The sequence below is a fragment of the Flavobacterium procerum genome (assembly GCF_042431625.1).
Taxonomy (GTDB): Bacteria; Bacteroidota; Bacteroidia; order Flavobacteriales; family Flavobacteriaceae; genus Flavobacterium; species Flavobacterium procerum.
The window spans coordinates 13,089-32,219 of the sequence record NZ_JBHLYW010000029.1 but is presented as its reverse complement, the minus strand read 5'-3'; the positions used below and the strand labels follow the sequence as shown (position 1 = coordinate 32,219).

The window sequence follows — 19,131 nt, the reverse complement described above, 5'->3', positions numbered from 1 at the left end:
ATTCTAGATTCTCATTTTAGATTTTAGTTCTTCACTCTGAAATCTGAAATCTACACTTTATTTTCAGTTACTGTCTGAATAAAAATATCATTTATGCTTGGAATTTTCTCTACAAAATGTGTCACTTGCCCACGTTGCGTCAAAATATTCAATAATTCGTTTGGAGCTGCATTTCCGATTTCGATATTTAGTTTTAACTCATCATTCAGTGATTTAAAATTTGCTGTTGAGACCATAAATCGCTGCGTGATATCGTACATCAAACCTTCGACATTATGAGTCAAGATTCCGACTTCAAAACTATTTGTTCTAAACTGACGCTTTATATCTCCCACTTTTCCCTCCAATAATTTATTAGATTTATGAATTAAAGAAATATGATCGCAAAGTTCTTCTACACTTTCCATTCGGTGTGTAGAGAATATTATTGTAGCCCCCTGTTCTTTCAAGGCCAAAATCTCATCTTTTATTATATTCGCATTCACTGGATCAAAACCTGAAAATGGCTCATCCAAAATCAAAAGTTTTGGTTTATGAAGCACACAAACGACAAACTGGATTTTCTGTGCCATTCCTTTAGAAAGTTCCTGAATTTTCTTGTTCCACCAGCCTTGAATTCCTAGACGGTCAAACCAGTAATCTAACTGTTTCTTGGCTTCGGCTTTAGACAAACCCTTCATCTGTGCAAGATACAAGCATTGTTCGCCCACTTTCATTGAGCTGTACAATCCTCTTTCTTCTGGCAGATAACCGATAGTCTGCACATGTTTTGGCTGTAATTTTTCGCCATTCAGAATTACTTCGCCTCGATCCGGCAATGTAATTTGGTTGATGATTCGTATTAGTGAAGTTTTTCCGGCTCCATTTGGCCCTAAAAGCCCGTAAATACTTCCTTTCGGAACATTTAATGAAACTTCGTTAAGCGCTACATAACTGCCATATTGTTTTACGACTTTATGTACTTCGAGTAAGTTGCTCATGCTGTTTTCTAGATTTTCTATGTCAAAATGACTTTTGCGTTTAGGCGTTGTAAAAATAAAGAATTCGTAGTTATTCTTGCTATGAATAAGCAAAAACCCATTCTAATTTTTTCTTAGAATGGGTTTTGAAATTTATTTAAACATTTTCGAAAAGATTATTTAAGAAAACATATCTTTTACTTTTTCAAAAAATGATTTTTCAGATTTTTCCGGATTTGGAGCAAAATGATCATCATTTAAAGCATTTTCGAAAAATTGTTTTTGCTCTTTATTTAATGTTTTTGGAGTCCATACGTTTACGTGAACAAGCAAATCTCCGTTTCCGTAACCATTTAAACTTGGAATTCCTTTTCCTTTTAATCTTAAGATTTTTCCAGACTGAATTCCTTCTTCCAATTTGATACGAACTTTTCCGTTGATTGCTTCAATATCTTTTGAAGCTCCTAAAACAGCTTCAGGGAAACTGATGTATAAATCGTAATGAACGTTTTCTCCTTCACGTTTCAGTGATTCGTGCTCAACCTCCTCAATAGCAACAATTAAATCACCAGGAATACTATTTCCTGGCGCATCGTTACCTTTGTTAGAAACTTTTAGCTGCATTCCGTCAACAACACCAGCAGGAATTTTGATTGATACTGTTTCATCTTCCTGAACCATTCCTTGAGCATCTGCCTCAGAAGGTTTTTTATCTAAAATCTGACCAGAACCTCCACAAGTAGGACAAGTTGATGCAGACTGCATTCTACCTAAAATAGTATTGGTTACGCGCATAACCTGCCCCTGTCCGTTACAAGTTGTACAGGTTTTATACGTTACGCCTTTGGCTTGAACTTTACGTTTTACTTTTACTTTTTTCTCAACTCCATTTGCAATTTCTTCCAAAGTAAGTTTTACTTTGATACGAAGATTGCTTCCTTTGGCACGGCGAGGGCCTCCGCCTCCGCCCCCGAAACCGCCAAATCCGCCACCAAAAATATCACCAAACTGGCTGAAAATATCATCCATATTCATACCGCCGTGACCACCACCAAATCCACCAGAACCATCAAATGCTTGATGACCGTACTGATCGTATTTTGCTTTTTTCTGCGGATCACTTAAAACTTCGTAAGCTTCTGCCGCTAATTTGAAGTTTTCTTCTGCCTCTTTGTCGCCTGGATTTTTATCAGGGTGGTATTTTAAAGCACTTTTTCTGTATGCTTTTTTAATTTCGGCAGCATCAGCATTTTTTGAAATGCCTAGTATTTCGTAAAAATCTTTTTTCATAATTTAGGTTAAATTCCAATACTTAAAAAATTCCAAATTCCAATTTAAAAAACTGTCCTACAGAATTTTAGCTGCATTTTAGTTTCCAACAACAACTTTAGGGAAACGAATAATTTTGTCTCCTAATTTGTATCCTTTTTCAATAACATCAACAATCTTACCTTTTAGTTTGTCAGATGGAGCTGGTATTTGAGTAATTGCCTCAGCAACATCAGCGTTGAAAGCATCTCCTGCCTGTATTTCAACTTGCTCTAAACCTTTAGAAACTAAAGTGCTTTTCAATTTTTCATGAATTAATTCAACACCTTTTTTCAGATTTTCATCTTCAGACTTGTTGATTTCTACTGTCGCTCTGTCAAAATCATCTAAAACTGGCAACATAGCCAATAAAACTTCTTGATTTGCAGTTTTAAACAAATCGATACGCTCTTTTGAAGTTCTTTTTTTGTAATTTTCAAATTCAGCAAATAATCTCAAAAACTTATCTTTTTCTTTAGCCAAGTCTTGAGTCAGTTGCTCTTCAACACTTAATTCTTCAACAATTAATTGCTCCCCATTAGCGTTAGTCTCTATTGTTGCATCATCTAATTCCTGATCGAATTCTGTATTTTCCGTAGTCATATTGCTTTTATTTTTAAAAATATTTTTAAACTTCATTTTTTTATTCTTTCTGTTGTATCGCAAAAGTGCTGCCAAATGTAATAAAATGTCAAATTGTCACTTTATTAAGAATGAGCAAATTAAAATTTATTTTCAAGACTGAAAAATTTAGTATAATTTTAAGACTATTACGTTTTAGTTTGCTGTAAATTTGAGACGAAAACAACAACTAAATTATTATCATCTAAAATTGAATTTAAGGGTTAGCCTCGGGCTATTACAATAATTATTAATTCAAGTTGACCTTATATTAAAAAAAGCTTCGCCTATAAAGACGAAGCTTTTTTTTATTTGAGCTTTTGATGACAGAGCTGTCATTTATTTTTGCACGGGCGGAGGGATTCGAACCCCCATCAACGGTTTTGGAGACCGCTATTCTACCCTTGAACTACGCCCGTAACTTGAGGTCGGCAAATTAAGAGTTTTTTTTCTTCTCTGGCAACTATTTCAACAAGAGATTTTAAAAGAAATCTCTTTAAACACAAGCTATACGAAGCAAAAACCTTTATTTCAAACAATTAACCTATTTTTTTATTTCACGCAGATTTTAAAAAGGATTTCAGCAGATGCGCACAGATTTTTTAAATTAGAAATCAAATTAAATCTGCTCACATCTGTAAAATCTGCGTGAAATAAAAAAAATTAAAATCTGTTTATTAAAGCAAAGCATTCTTCAATCCGTCAAAATCAACAGAAATCTGCTCTCCTGAAACTAAATTTTTAAGTGCAAATGTATTCGACGCAATTTCTTGATCTCCTGCAATTACTGCAAACGGAATCAAACGTTTGTCTGCGTATTGAAATTGTTTTCCAACTTTTACATTATCAGGGTACAATTCAACTTTTATATTTTCTTGTCTTAATTTCTGAATCGCTTTTGAAGCATACAACGCTTCTTTATCTCCAAAATTTAAGAATATCGCTTTCGAAGTCTCCGCAATTGTTTCGGGAAACAATTGTAGTTTTTCTAAAACTAGATAGATCCTATCTAATCCAAAAGAAATTCCGACACCACTCATGTTTTTCAAACCGAAAATACCCGTCAAATCGTCGTATCTTCCGCCACCGCCAATAGACCCAATTGAAACAGTTTTTGGCGCAGCAACTTCAAAAATAGCTCCTGTATAATAATTTAGACCACGTGCCAAAGTTACATCAAGATCTAAAGTCGCAGTAGATAATCCTAAGTCTGCAACATTGTCACAAATAAATTTCAACTCTTCTACGCCTTTCATTCCTTCTTCAGAAGAAGTCAATAATTCTGAAAGCTGGCTAATTTTATCCGCAAAAGCTCCACTAGAACCAAAAAGTGGCTGTACTTTTACTAACGCTTCTTCAGAAATTCCTTTTTCAATCATTTCTTTTTTAACGCCGTCTTCTCCAATTTTGTCCAATTTATCCAGCGCAACTGTAAAATCGATTAATTTATCTGAAGCGCCAATTACCTCAGCAATTCCAGACAAAATTTTTCTGTTGTTGATTTTTATTGTTACACCTTCTAGGCCTAAAGAAGTGAAAACTGCATCGTAAAGCTGCACCAACTCAACTTCCTGCCATAACGATTTTGAACCTACAACATCGGCATCACATTGATAAAACTCTCTATAACGTCCATTTTGTGGATTGTCTGCTCTCCAAACCGGCTGAATCTGGTATCTTTTAAAAGGAAAAACAATATCATTTTGGTGCTGTACAACGTATCTTGCAAAAGGAACTGTCAAATCGTAACGCAAGGCTTTTTCTGAAATTTTCCCTGTAAATTTATTCAGTTCAATTCTTTGATTGATATCGATAGTTTCTGCAGAATTGACTTGCAGCGCTTCTATAGATTCCGGCAATTCAATTTTTTCTTTTTTATCGTAGAAAAAATTGCCAGAGTTAAGAATTTTAAAAATCAGACGATCTCCTTCTTCTCCATATTTTCCCATCAAAGTATCTGAATTTTCAAACGAAGGGGTTTCTATCGGCTGAAAACCAAATTTTTCAAAATTAGCTTTTATGGTTTGCATGATATATTGACGTTTTGACACGTCAGCTGGTGAAAAATCTCTTGTTCCCTTTGGTACACTTGGTTTTGAAGCCATCTTCTTTATTTTAGATTGTTGATTTTAGATTTTGGATTCTTTGAAACCTTATCTCTAAACTCTTTAATATTATTTTCTTTTAACTTTAAATCGCCTGCAAATATCTTACTTTTTAAAATAAATAATAACACTTCGAAAACAAACTTGTAACAAAAACCGTATTTTCGTGACAAATTGGTCATGATGCTAAAATTATTTAAAGAAAATATCCGAATTGCTTTTGGTTCTATCAAAACACAAATTCTGCGAACCATTCTTACTGTATTAATTATTGCTATCGGAATTACCGCTTTGGTTGGAATTTTGACTGTCGTTACGGCTCTTGAAAACACCGTTTCGACCAATTTTGCATCGATGGGAGCTAACACTTTCAACATCAACCAATACGAAAACACAGTTCGTAACCGAGGTGGAAACGAAAGAGAAGTCATCAATCCAATTATTTCATATCCCGAAGCTGTTGCTTTTAAAAACAAATACAAATATCCATTTACAGAAACTTCACTGTCTTTTACAGCAACTTCAAAAGCTGAAGTGAAATATCTAGACACTAAAACCGACCCAGAAATCAAGATTGTCGGAGTTGATGAGCATTTTATAAACAACTCAGGTTTGGAGACTACGCTGGGAAGATCATTTAATCAATTTGACATAGAAAACAATACCTACTCTTGTGTAGTCGGTTCTGATTTTGAAAAAGGATTGCTAAAAGATGTAAATCCGATTGATAAAATTATTTCAATTCGAGGCGCTCGCTTTAAAGTGATTGGGGTTTTAAAAGAAAAAGGATCAACATTTGGAAACAGTCAAGATTTGCGTGTCTTAATTCCGATTCAGGTGGCGCGATCTTTATTTACAGCTCCAAACATCAATTATACTGTAAGTGTTATGGTTTCTAAAAAAGAACTTTTAGACCAAGCAATTGACAACGCTACAAGTACAATGAGAAAGGTTCGAAAATTAAGCCCTGTTCGTGACAACAATTTTGGCATTGGCCGAAGCGACGATTTAATCAACAGAATTTTAGGAATTACGCAATATTTAGATTGGGCGGCCGCGGTGATTAGTATTATTACCATTTTAGGCTCTTCGATTGCCTTAATGAATATTATGATTGTCTCTGTTACTGAGCGTACACGCGAAATTGGAGTTAGAAAAGCCTTAGGAGCGAAAAGATCAACAGTTGCTTTTCAGTTTTTTATTGAGACATTGTTGATTGGACAAATAGGCGGACTTGTTGGTATTTTCTTGGGAATACTGATAGGTTTCGGAATCGCAACCGCAATGAAATTTACCTTTGTTATTCCTTGGCTTGCTATCTTAATTGCTTTTGGAACCAGTTTTATGGTTGCTATTGTTTCTGGTTTGTATCCAGCAATTAAAGCTTCAAAGCTAGATCCTATTGAAGCCTTGCGATACGAGTAGTGGTAAACAATTAGATTGTGTTTTGTTTTCAAATTTGAACAAACGCACTGAATACTAAAAACCGAGCACTGAATATTTATTTAAAACTTGCAGAAATCATGCGATTGTTGTCGTAAATATCTTTTCGGAGTTCAATATTTTTAAAGTTCATTTTTTCTAGCAACTCAACTGTTTCTTTTCCTAAATATTGATTGATTTCAAAAAACAATTGTCCGTTTTTTAAAAGATTTTTCTGTGCCAGCGAAGCAATTTTTCTATAGAAAATCAATGCGTCGTTATCTTCTACAAAAAGCGCTAAATGTGGCTCATAATCCAAAACATTTTTCCTGATTTCCTCTTTTTCTAAATTGCGGATATAAGGCGGATTTGAAACAATAATGTCATAATCGTATTTCATGATTTCGAGATCCAAAATATTTTTGAACATAAAAGTAACGTCTACTTTATTGTTCAAAGCATTTCTCTTTGCCGTTTCGAGCGCTTTTTTCGAAACATCGATTGCGTAAACATCAGCGTTGGGCAAATTTTTAGCAAGCGAAATCGCAATACAGCCACTTCCTGTACCAATGTCAAGAATTTTTAATTTTTTGGTTTTATCAATTGGAGCATTTTCCGTAATAATCCATTCTACTAATTCCTCAGTTTCTGGACGCGGAATCAAAACGTGTTCATTTACCTCAAAATCGAGACCATAAAAACTCGTTTTGCCAAGTAAGTACTGAATTGGCACTTCGTTCTTTAATTGTTTCAAAAGCGAATTCCAGACTGTAAAATCTTCATCCGAAAAAAACAATTCGTGATTTAAGGCAAGATCTATCTGTCTAAGTCTATGTTTGTTCTCAAGTATTAAATAAAAAAAACTTTCGGCTTCATAAGCATCGTACAAAGGAGCCAGTTCTTTTATAAATTGAGTGCGGTATTGTTTAATTTTCATTTTAAGCTTTTGAACATTAATTATCAATATTCACTGATTTTTTTCATTACTGATAAGTATCCAGAAATAATTTTTGTTACAAATCGTTCTACAATATTTTCAGCATCCAGACAGGGCAAGAACTATGCCCAGTATTTCCCATTGGCGCATCTAAATATTCAAAACCTGACTTTTTATATAATTTCTGAGCTGCATGCATAAAAGGCATCGTTTCGATATAACATTTTTCAAAACCAAATTCTTTGGCCTTATTCAAGCATTTTTCCATCATTTGGGCGCCAATTCCTAATCCGCGAGTTTCGGGCAAAAAGTACATTTTTTGCAATTCACAAATTTCAGAATCACCATTTTCCAAAGGTGCAATTCCGGCACAACCGACAACTTTTCCCTTGTTTTCAACAACAAAATAGGCAGATTTGGATTTGTTGTATTCTTCAAACATTAAATCTAGATAAGGATCTTCATAAGCTGTACCCACTTTCGGAATCTCCATTTCGTCAAAAACTGACCTTATCAATTGGGCAACAGCCTGATTATCTTTCTTTTCTATTTTCCTGATAGTACAGTTTTCCATTTTTCTTTTTTCGTCTCTATCTATACAAAAATAAAAATACTTTTCGGTTAGTTTCATAACATTTAAGAATGTTTTACAACTTATGCTATATCATTAGACAAAAATTTTAAATTATAACTTATTTTTGCATCGTGAATAAAAATGAAAAATACATAAAACGTTGTATAGAGCTGGCCAAAAATGGTTTAGGAACTACTTATCCGAACCCTATGGTTGGCAGCGTTATTGTTTATGAAGACCGAATTATTGGAGAAGGTTGGCACAAAAAAGCCGGAGAACCGCATGCGGAAGTCAATGCCGTAAATTCTGTTAAAGACAAATCACTGCTGAAAAAAGCCACTATCTATGTGAGTTTAGAACCTTGCAGTCATTTTGGCAAAACACCCCCTTGCTGTGATTTGATTATAGCCAATGAAATCCCGAATGTAGTTGTCGGAACGGTTGATCCTAATGAAAAAGTAGCCGGAAAAGGCATTTTAAAATTAATCGAAGTCGGAGCAAACGTTACAGTTGGCGTTTTAGAAGAAGAATGCAACGAACTAAACAAACGTTTTTTTACTTTTCATCAACAAAAGAGACCTTATATTATTTTAAAATGGGCAGAAAGCCAAGATGGATTTTTATCTCCTGAAAAAGCTTCAGATCAAGAACGAAAACCAATTTGGATTACCAACCCGTTTTCAAGACAGTTGGTTCATAAATGGAGAACAGAAGAACAGGCAATTTTAGTCGGAACCCAAACCGTTGTTGATGACAATCCTAAATTGAACGCGAGAGATTGGAGCGGCAACAATCCTGTAAGAGTGGTTATAGACCAAAATAATAGAATTGCCCAAAACAGTTTTGTTTTTGATAATTCCGTTAAAACCATTGTTTTTGTGGGTGAGAATATAAAATCATCAACTGACAACACTCAATTTGAAATAATCGATTTTAGTAAAAACATTATTCCGCAAATTTTGGATGTTTTATATCAAAATCAGATTCAATCGATAATAATTGAAGGCGGAAGACTGGCTTTACAATCATTTATAGATGATAATCTTTGGGATGAAGCACGGATTTTTATCGGAAAAACAAGTTTTGAAAAAGGAACAAAAGCGCCAATTATTTCAAAAAAGAACAGTCTAAAAACCACTATTTTAAGCGACGAACTAATACAAATTAGAAATCATGATTGATACCATAATTTTTGACTTTGGAGATATTTTCATCAATTTAGACAAACAAGCCACCGCTTCTGGTTTGCAAAAATTAGGAATGAAAGAATGGAACGATGCATTTGATCAATTGAATTTTTCGTTTGAGGTTGGAGCTATTTCTCCAGAAGATTTCATTGCTGGATTTCAGAAACAATTGCCAAACGCTTCAAAAGAGGAAATTTTAAAAGCATGGAATGCTGTATTGGCAGACTTTCCTTTTTATCGTCTGGAGTTTCTTCAGGAATTATCAAAAAAATATCGTCTGTTCTTATTAAGTAATACCGACTCTATTCACATCAATATTTTCGAACAAAAAAGCGGTGTTTCTTTCTATAAAGATTTTTATGCTTGTTTTGAGAAAGTATACTTTTCATTTGAAATGGGATTAAGAAAACCTGACCCTAAAATTTATCAAACTCTTTTAGACAATCATAATCTAATTCCAGAAAACACTTTGTTTGTAGACGATAAAAAAGAAAATACAGACAGCGCCGCCACTTTAGGAATTAAAGTTTGGAATCTGCAAGTTGGAAAAGAAGATGTTGTAGATTTATTCGACAAAGGATTATTATAAAGCATTTTAATTCTTTTAAAAAATATTCAGCCACAGATTAAAAGGATTTTTACAGTTTTTTTTATGTTAATAAAAGAAAAATCCTTTTAATCCTTTTAATCCTTTTAATCTGTGGCTAAAAAAAAATAAACCTTTACAATTGGAAATCAACGACACTTATCAAACTATTGCAACCGCATCTGAAGAAATACTTTTTAAGGAAAAAGGTAGTAAGTTCTTTGGCTATGCATTTTCGATAGATCATGAAGACGAAGTCAAACCCATTATAGAAGAGCTAAAAAAACAGCATCCGCATGCAGTACATTATTGCTATGCGTATCAATTGGGAGTCGGGAATAAAATTTCTTATCGCGCCAATGATGATGGAGAGCCAAGCAATACGGCAGGAGCACCAATTTACGGTCAGATACAATCTTTTGGATTAACGAACGTTCTAGTTGTAGTTGTTCGTATTTTTGGAGGCGTAAAATTAGGTGTCGGTGGTTTGATTGCTGCTTATCGCACAACAGCGCAACAGACTTTAGAAGTTTGTGAAATTGTAGAAAAAACCATAGATGTCGAGTTTTTAATTTCTTTTGATTACAAAAACATGAATAAAGTAATGAGAGTAATCAAAGAAAAGAAACTGGAAATTACCTCTCAAGAAATGGAAATGAATGAAGATTCTGGACTGCCAATAGGTAAAATTGTGACAAAAACGCGAAAAAAAAATGCCGAAGCAGTCTTCAGCATTTTTGATTTAATGTTCGAAATCGATATTAAAATTATCTAAATTAACACAAAAACAGTCTTGTTTTAACAGTTTTCATCAAGTGATTTGAATATATCTAAAATGTATTCTGGAGGAGCAGTTGGACGACCTGTTTTTAACGCAACAAATACCAAAATAAATGTCGCAGTTGTTAATAACTCATCAGCTTCATTATAGATTGCGCAGTCAAATTCAATCTTAACAGAAGAGTGACTTTTGAAAGTCGTATGAATTGTTAAAAGTTCATCATATCGAGCTGATTTTTTGTAATTGATATTCATGTTCACAATTGGAAGACCAATACCGCTTTCTTCCATGCTTTTATACGAAACCCCTTTATTTCTAAGCCATTCGACGCGTCCGATTTCAAAATAAGGCACATAATTTCCGTGATAAACGACTCCCATTTGGTCGGTTTCTGAGTAACGAACTCGTACTTGAGTCTGATGATTTTTCATTTATAAAATATTAAAAAAATTCGAATTTAAAAAGCCCTATTACAACTTTTTTTTATAAAATTAGATATCAAAATATTTTTTTTTACAGAAATTTGTTCACATATTTGTTATCCCGAAATAAGGAATAAAATCGCTCCTTTTTTATTAGGAGAATCTTTATCAATAATATAAAAATTTATTTGAATCTATGACTAAAACTGCTCAATCGGTATGGGAAAACTGTTTGTCCTTTATAAAGGATAATATTCAAGACCAAGCATATAAAACTTGGTTCGAACCAATCAAATCAGTTGAGCTAACCGATAACGCATTATACATTCAAGTTCCAAGTAAATTTTTCTATGAATGGCTCGAAGAGCACTATGTAAAATTATTGAAAGTTGCGCTTACCAAAGAACTGGGAAAAAACGCAAAGTTACTCTATAAAATTAAAATGGAGAACACTTATGGAAATAAACAGCCGTTTACCGAGCAGCTGCCAAGTTCCAACAGAGTTCCGATGAAACCACAAGAGGTTGACGCTCCATTTAAAAACTTAAATCCTGAATTAAAAAATCCATTCGTAATTCCTGGAATTAGAAATTTAAAAATTGAGTCTCAGTTAAATCCGAACTACAGTTTTGATAATTTCTTAGAAGGAGATTCAAATCGTTTGGCTCGGTCTGCGGGTATGGCTGTTGCCAACAAACCTGGAGGAACTTCATTTAATCCGTTATTGATTTTTGGAGGAGTTGGTTTAGGAAAAACACACTTAGCACATGCTATAGGTGTAGAAGTAAAAGATAAGTATCCAGAAAAAACGGTTTTATATATTTCTGCTGAGATTTTCACTCAACAATATATTGATTCGGTAAAAAAGAACAATCGTAATGATTTCATTCACTTTTACCAATTAATTGACGTTTTAATTATTGACGACGTTCAATTTTTATCTGGAAAATCTGGAACTCAGGATGTATTTTTCCACATCTTTAATTATTTACATCAAAACGGAAAACAAGTAATCTTGACTTCAGACAAAGCTCCTGTTGACATGCAGGATATCGAACAAAGATTATTGTCTCGTTTTAAATGGGGATTGTCTGCAGAATTGCATCAGCCAGATTACGAAACTCGTATTTCAATCTTAAAAAATATTTTGTATCGTGATGGTGTTGAAATGCCAGAAGATATTTTAGAATATGTAGCTCGTAACATTAAAAGTAATGTTAGAGAACTTGAAGGTGCTATTATTTCGTTAATTGCTCAGTCTTCTTTCAACAAAAAAGAAGTTACGATTGAATTAGCAAAAAGTGTTGTAGAGAAATTTGTTAAAAACGTAAAGAGAGAAATCTCTATCGATTATATCCAAAAAATTGTTTCGGATTACTTCCAATTAGACATCGAAACGCTTCAATCTAAAACCAGAAAGAGGCATGTTGTTCAGGCTAGACAATTAGCTATGTTTTTTGCTAAAAAATTCACCAAAGCTTCTTTAGCCAATATTGGTTCACAAATTGGAGACCGCGATCACGCAACTGTTCTTCATGCTTGCAAAACAGTAGACAATTTAGTTTCTACAGACAAACAATTCAAAAAATTTGTCGAAGACATCAATAAAAAACTAACGCTTTAAGACGCGCCATGCCTGTAAAAATCTTAATGGTTTGTTTGGGAAATATTTGCAGATCTCCTTTAGCAGAAGGGATTTTAGCTTCTAAATTGCCTCAAGATAAATTCTTTGTAGATTCTGCTGGAACAGGTTCTTGGCATGTTGGGCATTGTCCTGACAAAAGATCTATAGATGTTGCTCGAAAAAACGGCATCAATATCAGTGCACAAAAAGGCAGACAAATCCAAACATCCGATTTTGAGGAATTCGATTATATTTATGTAATGGACAATTCGAATTTTCGCGATGTAATTCACCTAGCAAAAACTCCTGAACATAAAAACAAAATTCGTCTGATTCTGAACGATTTATTTCCAGATGAAAATGTCGATGTTCCTGATCCCTATTATGGTTCTACAAATGGCTTTGACAACGTTTACCAAATGCTGGACGAAGTAACTGATTTAATCGCAGATCAGTTGCTAAGAAAACACTCTTAATTCAATTATTTCTGAAACAGAGATAGTTGAATTTTTTAATTTTAAAACAAAACACATGAAACTTCTCGGCAAATTATACCTTATTCCAACCACAATGGGCGAAAGCGACCCGATGGATGTTTTACCGCAAACCGTTAGAAGAACGATAGAAGTTATTGACCATTATATTGTCGAAAATGACAAAACTGCCAGAAAATCAATCAAAGCGGTTTATCCTGAAAAAAAACAGTCTGAATTAGTTCTATTTACTTTAAACAAAAGAACAGAAACTCACGAACATTTAGAATTCATAAAACCTTTATTAGAAGGGAAAAATATGGGGTTAATGAGCGAAGCCGGTTGCCCGGGCGTAGCCGATCCAGGTGCAGTCATTGTAAAACTGGCTCACGAAAAAGGAATTCAGGTTGTGCCATTGGTTGGACCTTCTTCTATTCTATTAGCGATGATGGCTTCTGGAATGAACGGCCAAAGCTTTACTTTTAATGGTTATTTGCCGATTGATAAAGACGAGAAAAAATCGGCATTGAGGCATTTTGAAAGATTATCTCAGGATAAAAACCAATCGCAGATTTTTATCGAAACGCCGTACAGAAATAATAAATTGATCGAAGATCTTGTCCAAATTTTAAATCCGTCAACACATTTGTGTATTGCTGCTGATATTACGTTACCAACAGAATTCATCAAAACAATGAAAATTTCAGATTGGAAGAAATTGAAAATTGATATTGACAAACGTCCTGCGATTTTTATTATTCATAAAATGTAAATTGATCTTAAAATCCTACCTATGAAAAAGGTTTTAATTTTAATTCTATTCTTTGCCATGCAAAAAATATTTTCGCAAAAAGAAAATATGAAAATCTGCAAAAATCCAAAAGATCAAATTGCGGCTATTTCAATTGATGAAAACAAAATTTACAATCCTTTAGATGTAGAATTAAAACCAGAATTCCCTGGAGGCATAGTTAAGTTTCATCAATTTATCGATGACAGCTATAAAAAATCAAATAAGAAGCCAACCATTCAGGGAAAGCTGTTTGCTACTTTTATTATTGAAAAAGATGGATCATTAAGCGACATAAAAGTTCTCCGAGATATTGGTTTTGGTACTGGAGAGGAACTAGTAAGAGTTCTGAAATTATCTCCTAAATGGAAACCTGGAAAACTAAACCATAAAGAAGTCAGAACTTTATATTCATTAGTATTTCCTGTGCAACAATAAGATTACAATTTAGCTTCCTCACTTATCCTATAACTATGAGTAAACTCCCAAACGTAACCACAAGCATATTCACGGTAATGTCCAAAATGGCTGCCGAATACAATGCGATAAATCTTTCACAGGGATTTCCAAATTTTCCTGTTGATAAAAGATTGACAGATATTTTGGCAAGATTGTCTACAGAAAACGTACACCAATATACACCAATGGCAGGATATCCTCCATTGATGAACAAAATTGCAAAGCTGACTCAAGATTCTTATAACAGAACCATCAATCCTGAAACAGAACTTTTAATTACAGCCGGCGCAACGCAGGGAATTTTCACCACTATATTAGCCTTGGTAAAAGAAAATGATGACGTGATTATTCTCGATCCAAGTTATGATTCGTATGAATCTCCTGTTCTACTTTGCCGAGCAAAACCCGTTCGAGTAGCTTTAAACGATGATTATACACCAAATTGGGAAAGAATTGAAAAAGCATGCTCTGCAAATACCAGAATGATGATTATCAATAATCCTCATAATCCGACGGGAAAAATTTTAACCGAAAATGATTTTATTCAGTTAAAAAATCTTCTTGAAAAATATCCTGACATTATCGTTTTATCCGATGAAGTTTATGAATACATCACTTTTGAAGAAAAACATATTTCAGCAAATACCAAAGATTTTCTTTTAAACCGTTGCGTCATAGTTTCTTCTTTCGGAAAATCTTTTCATATCACAGGCTGGAAAATTGGTTATACCATTGCTCCGGAATATTTAATGAAAGAAATCAAAAAAGTACATCAGTTTTTAGTTTTCAGTGTAAATAGTATTTCTCAGTTTGCTATCAATGAATATTTGGATGTTGTAGACGTAAATCTGCTTGGGAAATTCTACCAGGAAAAAAGAGATTATTTCCAAAAACTGCTTCAAAACAGTCGATTCGAATTAAAACCTTGCGAAGGAACGTATTTTCAAGTCGCTTCTTATGCAGGAATTTCAGATGAAGACGATGTGACTTTCTGCAAAAACTTAATCATAAATCACGGCGTTGCTGCAATTCCGATTTCAACCTTTTATTCCGACCATAAAGATCAAAAATTAATACGTTTTTGTTTTGCCAAAGATGACTTGACATTAGAGTCGGCAACAAAAAAACTATGCAAATTATAAAATTTATTGAAATTTTATAACATTATTATGCATGCATCCTATTTTATTTGACTAATATTGTAAAAAAGAAAAAGTATGAGCTACACAGACAAAATGTTACGTGACGATGCTTTAAAAGGCAAAGTTATTGTCGTTACAGGCGGCGGAAGTGGTTTAGGAAAAGCCATGACCAAATATTTTCTTGAATTGGGAGCGCAAGTAGCCATCACTTCCCGCGATTTAGATAAGCTGAAAACTACAGCTACTGAATTAGAAAGTGAAACTGGCGGTAAATGTCTTCCGTTACAATGTGATGTACGTCATTACGATGAAGTTGAAAACATGCTTCAAGAAACATTAAAAGTTTTCGGAAAAGTTGATGTTCTTTTGAATAATGCTGCAGGAAATTTCATTTCGCCAACCGAAAGATTGTCTGCAAATGCTTTTGATACTGTAATAGATATCGTTTTAAAAGGTTCTAAAAACTGTACACTAGCTTTTGGAAAACATTGGATTGACACTAAACAAACATCGGCTACGATTTTAAATATAGTAACAACTTATGCTTGGACAGGATCGGCTTATGTGGTTCCTAGTGCAACAGCAAAAGCTGGGGTTCTGGCCATGACCAGAAGTCTTGCAGTTGAATGGGCAAAATACGGGATTCGTTCTAATGCCATTGCTCCGGGACCATTTCCAACAAAAGGTGCTTGGGACAGATTATTGCCTGGAGACTTAGCGGAGAAATTTGACATGGCAAAAAAAGTACCGTTAAAACGTGTTGGAGATCATCAGGAATTGGCCAATTTGGCTGCATATCTGGTTTCAGATTTTTCATCTTACATCAATGGGGACGTAATTACAATTGATGGTGGCGAATGGCTGAAAGGCGCTGGACAATTCAATCTATTAGAAGCAATTCCAGAAGAACTTTGGGATCAGCTTGAAATGATGATAAAAGCAAAAAAGAACAAATAATTACAAGTGCTTACTAAATTCAGAATATTTTTTTTAAAACTATACTGATTGCACGAAATCCCGAAGGTTTACTTTCGGGATTTTTTTATATTTTTCACCATATAAGTAATATAAGTTCAGTTAAGTAACATTTTGTTTAAATATCTTATAACTTAAATTTACTTACATTACTTATATGGTTAAATTTTATTACATGTTTAGCAATTGAGTTAAATTATTATTTTTGCGTAACAAATAATCAAACAAAAAAATTTATGCTCATTATTGGAATTGCAGGAGGAACAGGAAGTGGAAAAACAACAGTAGTACACCAAATCATGAATGAATTACCAGACACAGAAGTGGGCGTAATTTCTCAGGATTCTTATTACAAAGAAACTACCAATTTATCTTTTGACGAAAGAGCATTAATCAATTTTGATCACCCACGTGCAATCGATTTTGAATTGTTAGTAAACCATTTAAAAGCTCTTAAAGCCGGAGAAACAATCGACCAGCCTGTTTATTCGTTTATTCAGCACAACAGAACTGATGATACCGTTTCGACTCATCCAAGAAAAGTAATGATTGTGGAAGGAATTTTAATTTTAACAAATCCGGAATTACGTGATATGTTCGATATTAAAATTTTCGTTCACGCCGATTCTGACGAAAGATTAATTCGTCGTTTGAAAAGAGATATTTCAGAACGCGGTCGTGATATAAATGAAGTTTTAAACCGTTATCAAACGACCTTAAAACCTATGCATGAGCAATTTATAGAGCCATCAAAAGCTTTTGCAGACATCATTATTCCGAATGACAAGTACAACACAGTAGCAATTGATGTAGTTCGTGCCGTAATTAATCAGCGAATTTCATAATTTTTATCGTAAATTTAAACCATAGAAATTAGGAACTATTTCCCGCTATTCGTTTCAAACGAAGTTGACTGAACTCCGCTTGAAATAAAAATTAAGTGAAGTAATCTTTTGTGCCGAACCCCGGCACAAAAGGATTTCCACTACTATAGGGGCTAGAAAAGACCAATCATATTCAAAAGAAATATCCGTTTAAAATGAAATTTAAAAATCCATACAAAGACAAAAAATGGTTCAAATACCTAGGCAACAAATACGTTTGGGTTTTGCTGTTTTTTGTAGTTTGGATGCTATTTTTAGACAATTACTCTTATTTTGATCATCGTTTTTTAGACGAACAGAAAAACGAACTTAACAACAATAAGACCTATTATCAGGAAGAAATAAAAAAAGATCAGGAACAAATCCAACAACTGAAAAATCCTGAACAAATTGAGAAATATGCACGCGAAAAATACTTTATGAAAAAAGACAGCGAAGATATTTATATCATTCAATTTGAAGGAGATACTATTCAAGAAGAATAATTCACGAAAAAACAACTAATGGCCACTAACCTATTCGACGATTTTAATCCAATTTCATCCAAACAATGGAAACAAAAAATTCAGTTTGAATTGGATGGAGCCGACTATAATAAAACCGTAATTTGGAATTCTCCCGAAGATATTCAGGTAAAGCCATTTTATCATATCGATGAATTCACTAAAGAGGCAAATGTAAAAACGCAAGCTTCTGATTTTAAAATCTGCCAGAATATCTTTGTCCATGACATCGAGAAATCGGCTCGAAGAGCAATCAACACACTAGAAAGAGGTGCAGAAAGCTTGCGTTTTACCATTCAAAACGAAAATATAGACATTGCGAAACTATTGGAAAATCTTCCTTTAGAAAACAAAATCGTTTACTTCAATTTAAGCTTTCTCTCAATCGATTTCGTTAAAAAATTAGATAGCATTTCGATTCAGAAAAAAGCTCAATTTTATTGTAATTTTGATTCAATCGGACAATTAGCAAGAGAAGGCAATTGGTTTACAACTTCAGAAAAAAACAATTTCGAAACTTTAGATTTACTCTTTAAAAACAGTACAAATCTAAACCTGTTAAGCGTCGATTTAGGTTTATATCAAAATTCAGGAGCCAATATTACGCAACAAATCGGGTATAGTCTTGCGCACGCAAATGAATATCTGAATCGTTTTTCGGGCCTAACCAAATCTATAGTTTTTCAAATTTCAATTGGAACAAATTATTTCTTTGAAATTGCCAAACTTCGCGCACTTAGAATGCTTTTTGATTTAATTTCTACAGAATACAATTCAGAAATCAAGTGTCATTTTTTAGTCACTCCGACAAAACGCAATAAAACCATTTACGATTACAATGTCAATATGCTTCGAACCACAACCGAATGTATGTCGGCAATATTAGGCGGCGCAGATGCGATTGCCAATCTGCCTTACGATTCGTTATACCATAAAGACAACGAGTTTGGTGATCGAATTGCCCGAAACCAACTTTTAATCTTAAAACACGAAAGTTACTTTGACAAAGTAAATAATCCGGCAGACGGCAGTTACTATATTGAAAGTTTAACCATACAATTAGCCGAAAAAAGTTTGGCTTTGTTTAAAGATATAGAAGCCGATGGAGGTTTCCTGAAACTTTTAAACGATGGTACTATCAAAAAGAAAATTCAGGAAAGTGCCAATAAAGAACAGGAGTTGTTTGATTCGAAAAAAGAGATTTTGGTAGGGACAAATAAATACCCAAACAAAGAAGACCGAATGAAACAAGATTTAGAATTATTTCCTTTTGTAAAAATCAAACCCAGAAAAACATTAATTACACCAATTATAGAAAAAAGATTGGCAGAGAAAATGGAGCAAGAACGTTTAGAATCTGAAGAAAATAATTAAACATA

At 33.6% G+C, this 19,131-nt stretch carries 20 protein-coding genes and 1 tRNA gene; 13 read left to right on the top strand and 8 right to left on the bottom strand.

The window, feature by feature from the left end; translation table 11 throughout:
• Positions 1–50: 50 nt before the first annotated feature.
• The 5 genes from ACFFLS_RS22795 to hisS all read right to left on the bottom strand — a co-directional run bounded on the left by ACFFLS_RS22795 (position 51) and on the right by hisS (position 4,993).
• The gene (locus ACFFLS_RS22795; RefSeq protein WP_379683107.1) at positions 51–980 is read right to left on the bottom strand and encodes an ABC transporter ATP-binding protein; all 930 of its coding nucleotides are present in this window, start codon (positions 978–980) and stop codon (positions 51–53) included.
• Between the two features lie 159 nt (positions 981–1,139).
• The gene (dnaJ, locus tag ACFFLS_RS22790; RefSeq protein ID WP_379683108.1) at positions 1,140–2,249 is read right to left on the bottom strand and encodes a molecular chaperone DnaJ; all 1,110 of its coding nucleotides are present in this window, start codon (positions 2,247–2,249) and stop codon (positions 1,140–1,142) included.
• A gap of 78 nt (positions 2,250–2,327) precedes the next feature.
• Entirely contained in the window at positions 2,328–2,906 is a 579-nt protein-coding gene (locus tag ACFFLS_RS22785; protein WP_379683109.1) for a nucleotide exchange factor GrpE, read from the bottom strand.
• A 330-nt stretch (positions 2,907–3,236) separates the two neighbouring features.
• Positions 3,237–3,307: transfer RNA gene (locus ACFFLS_RS22780), tRNA-Trp, on the bottom strand.
• A 258-nt stretch (positions 3,308–3,565) separates the two neighbouring features.
• The gene (gene hisS / locus ACFFLS_RS22775; RefSeq protein WP_379683110.1) at positions 3,566–4,993 is read right to left on the bottom strand and encodes a histidine--tRNA ligase; all 1,428 of its coding nucleotides are present in this window, start codon (positions 4,991–4,993) and stop codon (positions 3,566–3,568) included.
• A gap of 180 nt (positions 4,994–5,173) precedes the next feature.
• On the opposite strand from hisS, the gene ACFFLS_RS22770 reads away from it, so the two are divergent.
• Positions 5,174–6,418 carry an ABC transporter permease gene (locus tag ACFFLS_RS22770; protein WP_379683111.1) on the top strand — a complete coding sequence of 415 codons (1,245 nt, stop codon included), beginning with the start codon at positions 5,174–5,176 and terminating at the stop codon, positions 6,416–6,418.
• 76 nt (positions 6,419–6,494) lie between these two features.
• On the opposite strand, the gene prmC is transcribed toward ACFFLS_RS22770, so the two are convergent.
• Both prmC and ACFFLS_RS22760 read right to left on the bottom strand, forming a co-directional pair.
• A complete protein-coding gene (gene prmC, locus ACFFLS_RS22765) occupies positions 6,495–7,352 on the bottom strand; it encodes a peptide chain release factor N(5)-glutamine methyltransferase (protein ID WP_379683112.1) in 858 nt (285 codons plus the stop codon).
• A gap of 88 nt (positions 7,353–7,440) precedes the next feature.
• On the bottom strand, positions 7,441–7,926 hold the full coding sequence (locus ACFFLS_RS22760; RefSeq protein WP_379683113.1) for a GNAT family N-acetyltransferase: 486 nt from the start codon (positions 7,924–7,926) through the stop codon (positions 7,441–7,443).
• Between the two features lie 131 nt (positions 7,927–8,057).
• Between ACFFLS_RS22760 and ribD the strand changes: the two genes are divergently transcribed.
• The 3 genes from ribD (at position 8,058) to ACFFLS_RS22745 (ending at position 10,474) form a co-directional block, all read left to right on the top strand.
• Positions 8,058–9,107: a bifunctional diaminohydroxyphosphoribosylaminopyrimidine deaminase/5-amino-6-(5-phosphoribosylamino)uracil reductase RibD gene (ribD, locus tag ACFFLS_RS22755; RefSeq protein WP_379683114.1), complete on the top strand. Its 1,050-nt coding sequence runs from the start codon at positions 8,058–8,060 to the stop codon at positions 9,105–9,107.
• Positions 9,100–9,702, top strand: a complete 603-nt coding sequence (locus ACFFLS_RS22750; RefSeq protein WP_379683115.1) for an HAD family hydrolase — start codon at positions 9,100–9,102, stop codon at positions 9,700–9,702. The genes ribD and ACFFLS_RS22750 overlap by 8 nt, the downstream gene beginning before the upstream one ends.
• Positions 9,703–9,841: 139 nt before the next feature.
• Positions 9,842–10,474 (top strand): IMPACT family protein, encoded by a 633-nt coding sequence (locus ACFFLS_RS22745; protein WP_379683116.1) that lies wholly within the window; start codon positions 9,842–9,844, stop codon positions 10,472–10,474.
• A 23-nt stretch (positions 10,475–10,497) separates the two neighbouring features.
• On the opposite strand, the gene ACFFLS_RS22740 is transcribed toward ACFFLS_RS22745, so the two are convergent.
• A complete protein-coding gene (locus tag ACFFLS_RS22740; RefSeq protein WP_379683117.1) occupies positions 10,498–10,911 on the bottom strand; it encodes an acyl-CoA thioesterase in 414 nt (137 codons plus the stop codon).
• A gap of 187 nt (positions 10,912–11,098) precedes the next feature.
• Between ACFFLS_RS22740 and dnaA the strand changes: the two genes are divergently transcribed.
• The 9 genes from dnaA to ACFFLS_RS22695 all read left to right on the top strand — a co-directional run bounded on the left by dnaA (position 11,099) and on the right by ACFFLS_RS22695 (position 19,126).
• A complete protein-coding gene (gene dnaA / locus ACFFLS_RS22735) occupies positions 11,099–12,526 on the top strand; it encodes a chromosomal replication initiator protein DnaA (protein ID WP_091492283.1) in 1,428 nt (475 codons plus the stop codon).
• 8 nt (positions 12,527–12,534) lie between these two features.
• A complete protein-coding gene (locus ACFFLS_RS22730; protein ID WP_379683118.1) occupies positions 12,535–13,002 on the top strand; it encodes a low molecular weight protein-tyrosine-phosphatase in 468 nt (155 codons plus the stop codon).
• A gap of 55 nt (positions 13,003–13,057) precedes the next feature.
• On the top strand, positions 13,058–13,771 hold the full coding sequence (locus ACFFLS_RS22725) for an SAM-dependent methyltransferase (RefSeq protein ID WP_379683119.1): 714 nt from the start codon (positions 13,058–13,060) through the stop codon (positions 13,769–13,771).
• A gap of 21 nt (positions 13,772–13,792) precedes the next feature.
• On the top strand, positions 13,793–14,227 hold the full coding sequence (locus tag ACFFLS_RS22720; protein ID WP_379683120.1) for an energy transducer TonB: 435 nt from the start codon (positions 13,793–13,795) through the stop codon (positions 14,225–14,227).
• 35 nt (positions 14,228–14,262) lie between these two features.
• Positions 14,263–15,390, top strand: a complete 1,128-nt coding sequence (locus tag ACFFLS_RS22715; protein WP_379683121.1) for a methionine aminotransferase — start codon at positions 14,263–14,265, stop codon at positions 15,388–15,390.
• A 75-nt stretch (positions 15,391–15,465) separates the two neighbouring features.
• A complete protein-coding gene (locus ACFFLS_RS22710) occupies positions 15,466–16,347 on the top strand; it encodes an SDR family oxidoreductase (protein WP_379683122.1) in 882 nt (293 codons plus the stop codon).
• Positions 16,348–16,601: 254 nt separating this feature from the next.
• Complete coding sequence (gene udk / locus ACFFLS_RS22705; RefSeq protein ID WP_379683123.1) at positions 16,602–17,210, top strand: uridine kinase; 609 nt, start codon at positions 16,602–16,604, stop codon at positions 17,208–17,210.
• Positions 17,211–17,404: 194 nt separating this feature from the next.
• A complete protein-coding gene (locus tag ACFFLS_RS22700; RefSeq protein WP_379683124.1) occupies positions 17,405–17,734 on the top strand; it encodes an FtsB family cell division protein in 330 nt (109 codons plus the stop codon).
• An 18-nt stretch (positions 17,735–17,752) separates the two neighbouring features.
• On the top strand, positions 17,753–19,126 hold the full coding sequence (locus ACFFLS_RS22695; protein ID WP_379683125.1) for a methylmalonyl-CoA mutase subunit beta: 1,374 nt from the start codon (positions 17,753–17,755) through the stop codon (positions 19,124–19,126).
• The last annotated feature ends 5 nt before the right edge of the window (positions 19,127–19,131 follow it).

Coding starts and splice junctions, on each gene's coding strand:
- dnaJ (WP_379683108.1), bottom strand. CDS start 2,249: ATGAAAAAAGATTTTTACGAAATACTAGGCATTTCAAAAAATGCTGAT.
- ACFFLS_RS22715 (WP_379683121.1), top strand. CDS start 14,263: ATGAGTAAACTCCCAAACGTAACCACAAGCATATTCACGGTAATGTCC.
- prmC (WP_379683112.1), bottom strand. CDS start 7,352: ATGAAAATTAAACAATACCGCACTCAATTTATAAAAGAACTGGCTCCT.
- ACFFLS_RS22795 (WP_379683107.1), bottom strand. CDS start 980: ATGAGCAACTTACTCGAAGTACATAAAGTCGTAAAACAATATGGCAGT.
- hisS (WP_379683110.1), bottom strand. CDS start 4,993: ATGGCTTCAAAACCAAGTGTACCAAAGGGAACAAGAGATTTTTCACCA.
- ACFFLS_RS22695 (WP_379683125.1), top strand. CDS start 17,753: ATGGCCACTAACCTATTCGACGATTTTAATCCAATTTCATCCAAACAA.
- ACFFLS_RS22720 (WP_379683120.1), top strand. CDS start 13,793: ATGAAAAAGGTTTTAATTTTAATTCTATTCTTTGCCATGCAAAAAATA.
- dnaA (WP_091492283.1), top strand. CDS start 11,099: ATGACTAAAACTGCTCAATCGGTATGGGAAAACTGTTTGTCCTTTATA.
- udk (WP_379683123.1), top strand. CDS start 16,602: ATGCTCATTATTGGAATTGCAGGAGGAACAGGAAGTGGAAAAACAACA.
- ACFFLS_RS22750 (WP_379683115.1), top strand. CDS start 9,100: ATGATTGATACCATAATTTTTGACTTTGGAGATATTTTCATCAATTTA.
- ACFFLS_RS22770 (WP_379683111.1), top strand. CDS start 5,174: ATGATGCTAAAATTATTTAAAGAAAATATCCGAATTGCTTTTGGTTCT.
- ACFFLS_RS22740 (WP_379683117.1), bottom strand. CDS start 10,911: ATGAAAAATCATCAGACTCAAGTACGAGTTCGTTACTCAGAAACCGAC.
- ACFFLS_RS22700 (WP_379683124.1), top strand. CDS start 17,405: ATGAAATTTAAAAATCCATACAAAGACAAAAAATGGTTCAAATACCTA.
- ACFFLS_RS22730 (WP_379683118.1), top strand. CDS start 12,535: ATGCCTGTAAAAATCTTAATGGTTTGTTTGGGAAATATTTGCAGATCT.
- ACFFLS_RS22710 (WP_379683122.1), top strand. CDS start 15,466: ATGAGCTACACAGACAAAATGTTACGTGACGATGCTTTAAAAGGCAAA.
- ACFFLS_RS22760 (WP_379683113.1), bottom strand. CDS start 7,926: ATGGAAAACTGTACTATCAGGAAAATAGAAAAGAAAGATAATCAGGCT.
- ACFFLS_RS22785 (WP_379683109.1), bottom strand. CDS start 2,906: ATGAAGTTTAAAAATATTTTTAAAAATAAAAGCAATATGACTACGGAA.
- ACFFLS_RS22725 (WP_379683119.1), top strand. CDS start 13,058: ATGAAACTTCTCGGCAAATTATACCTTATTCCAACCACAATGGGCGAA.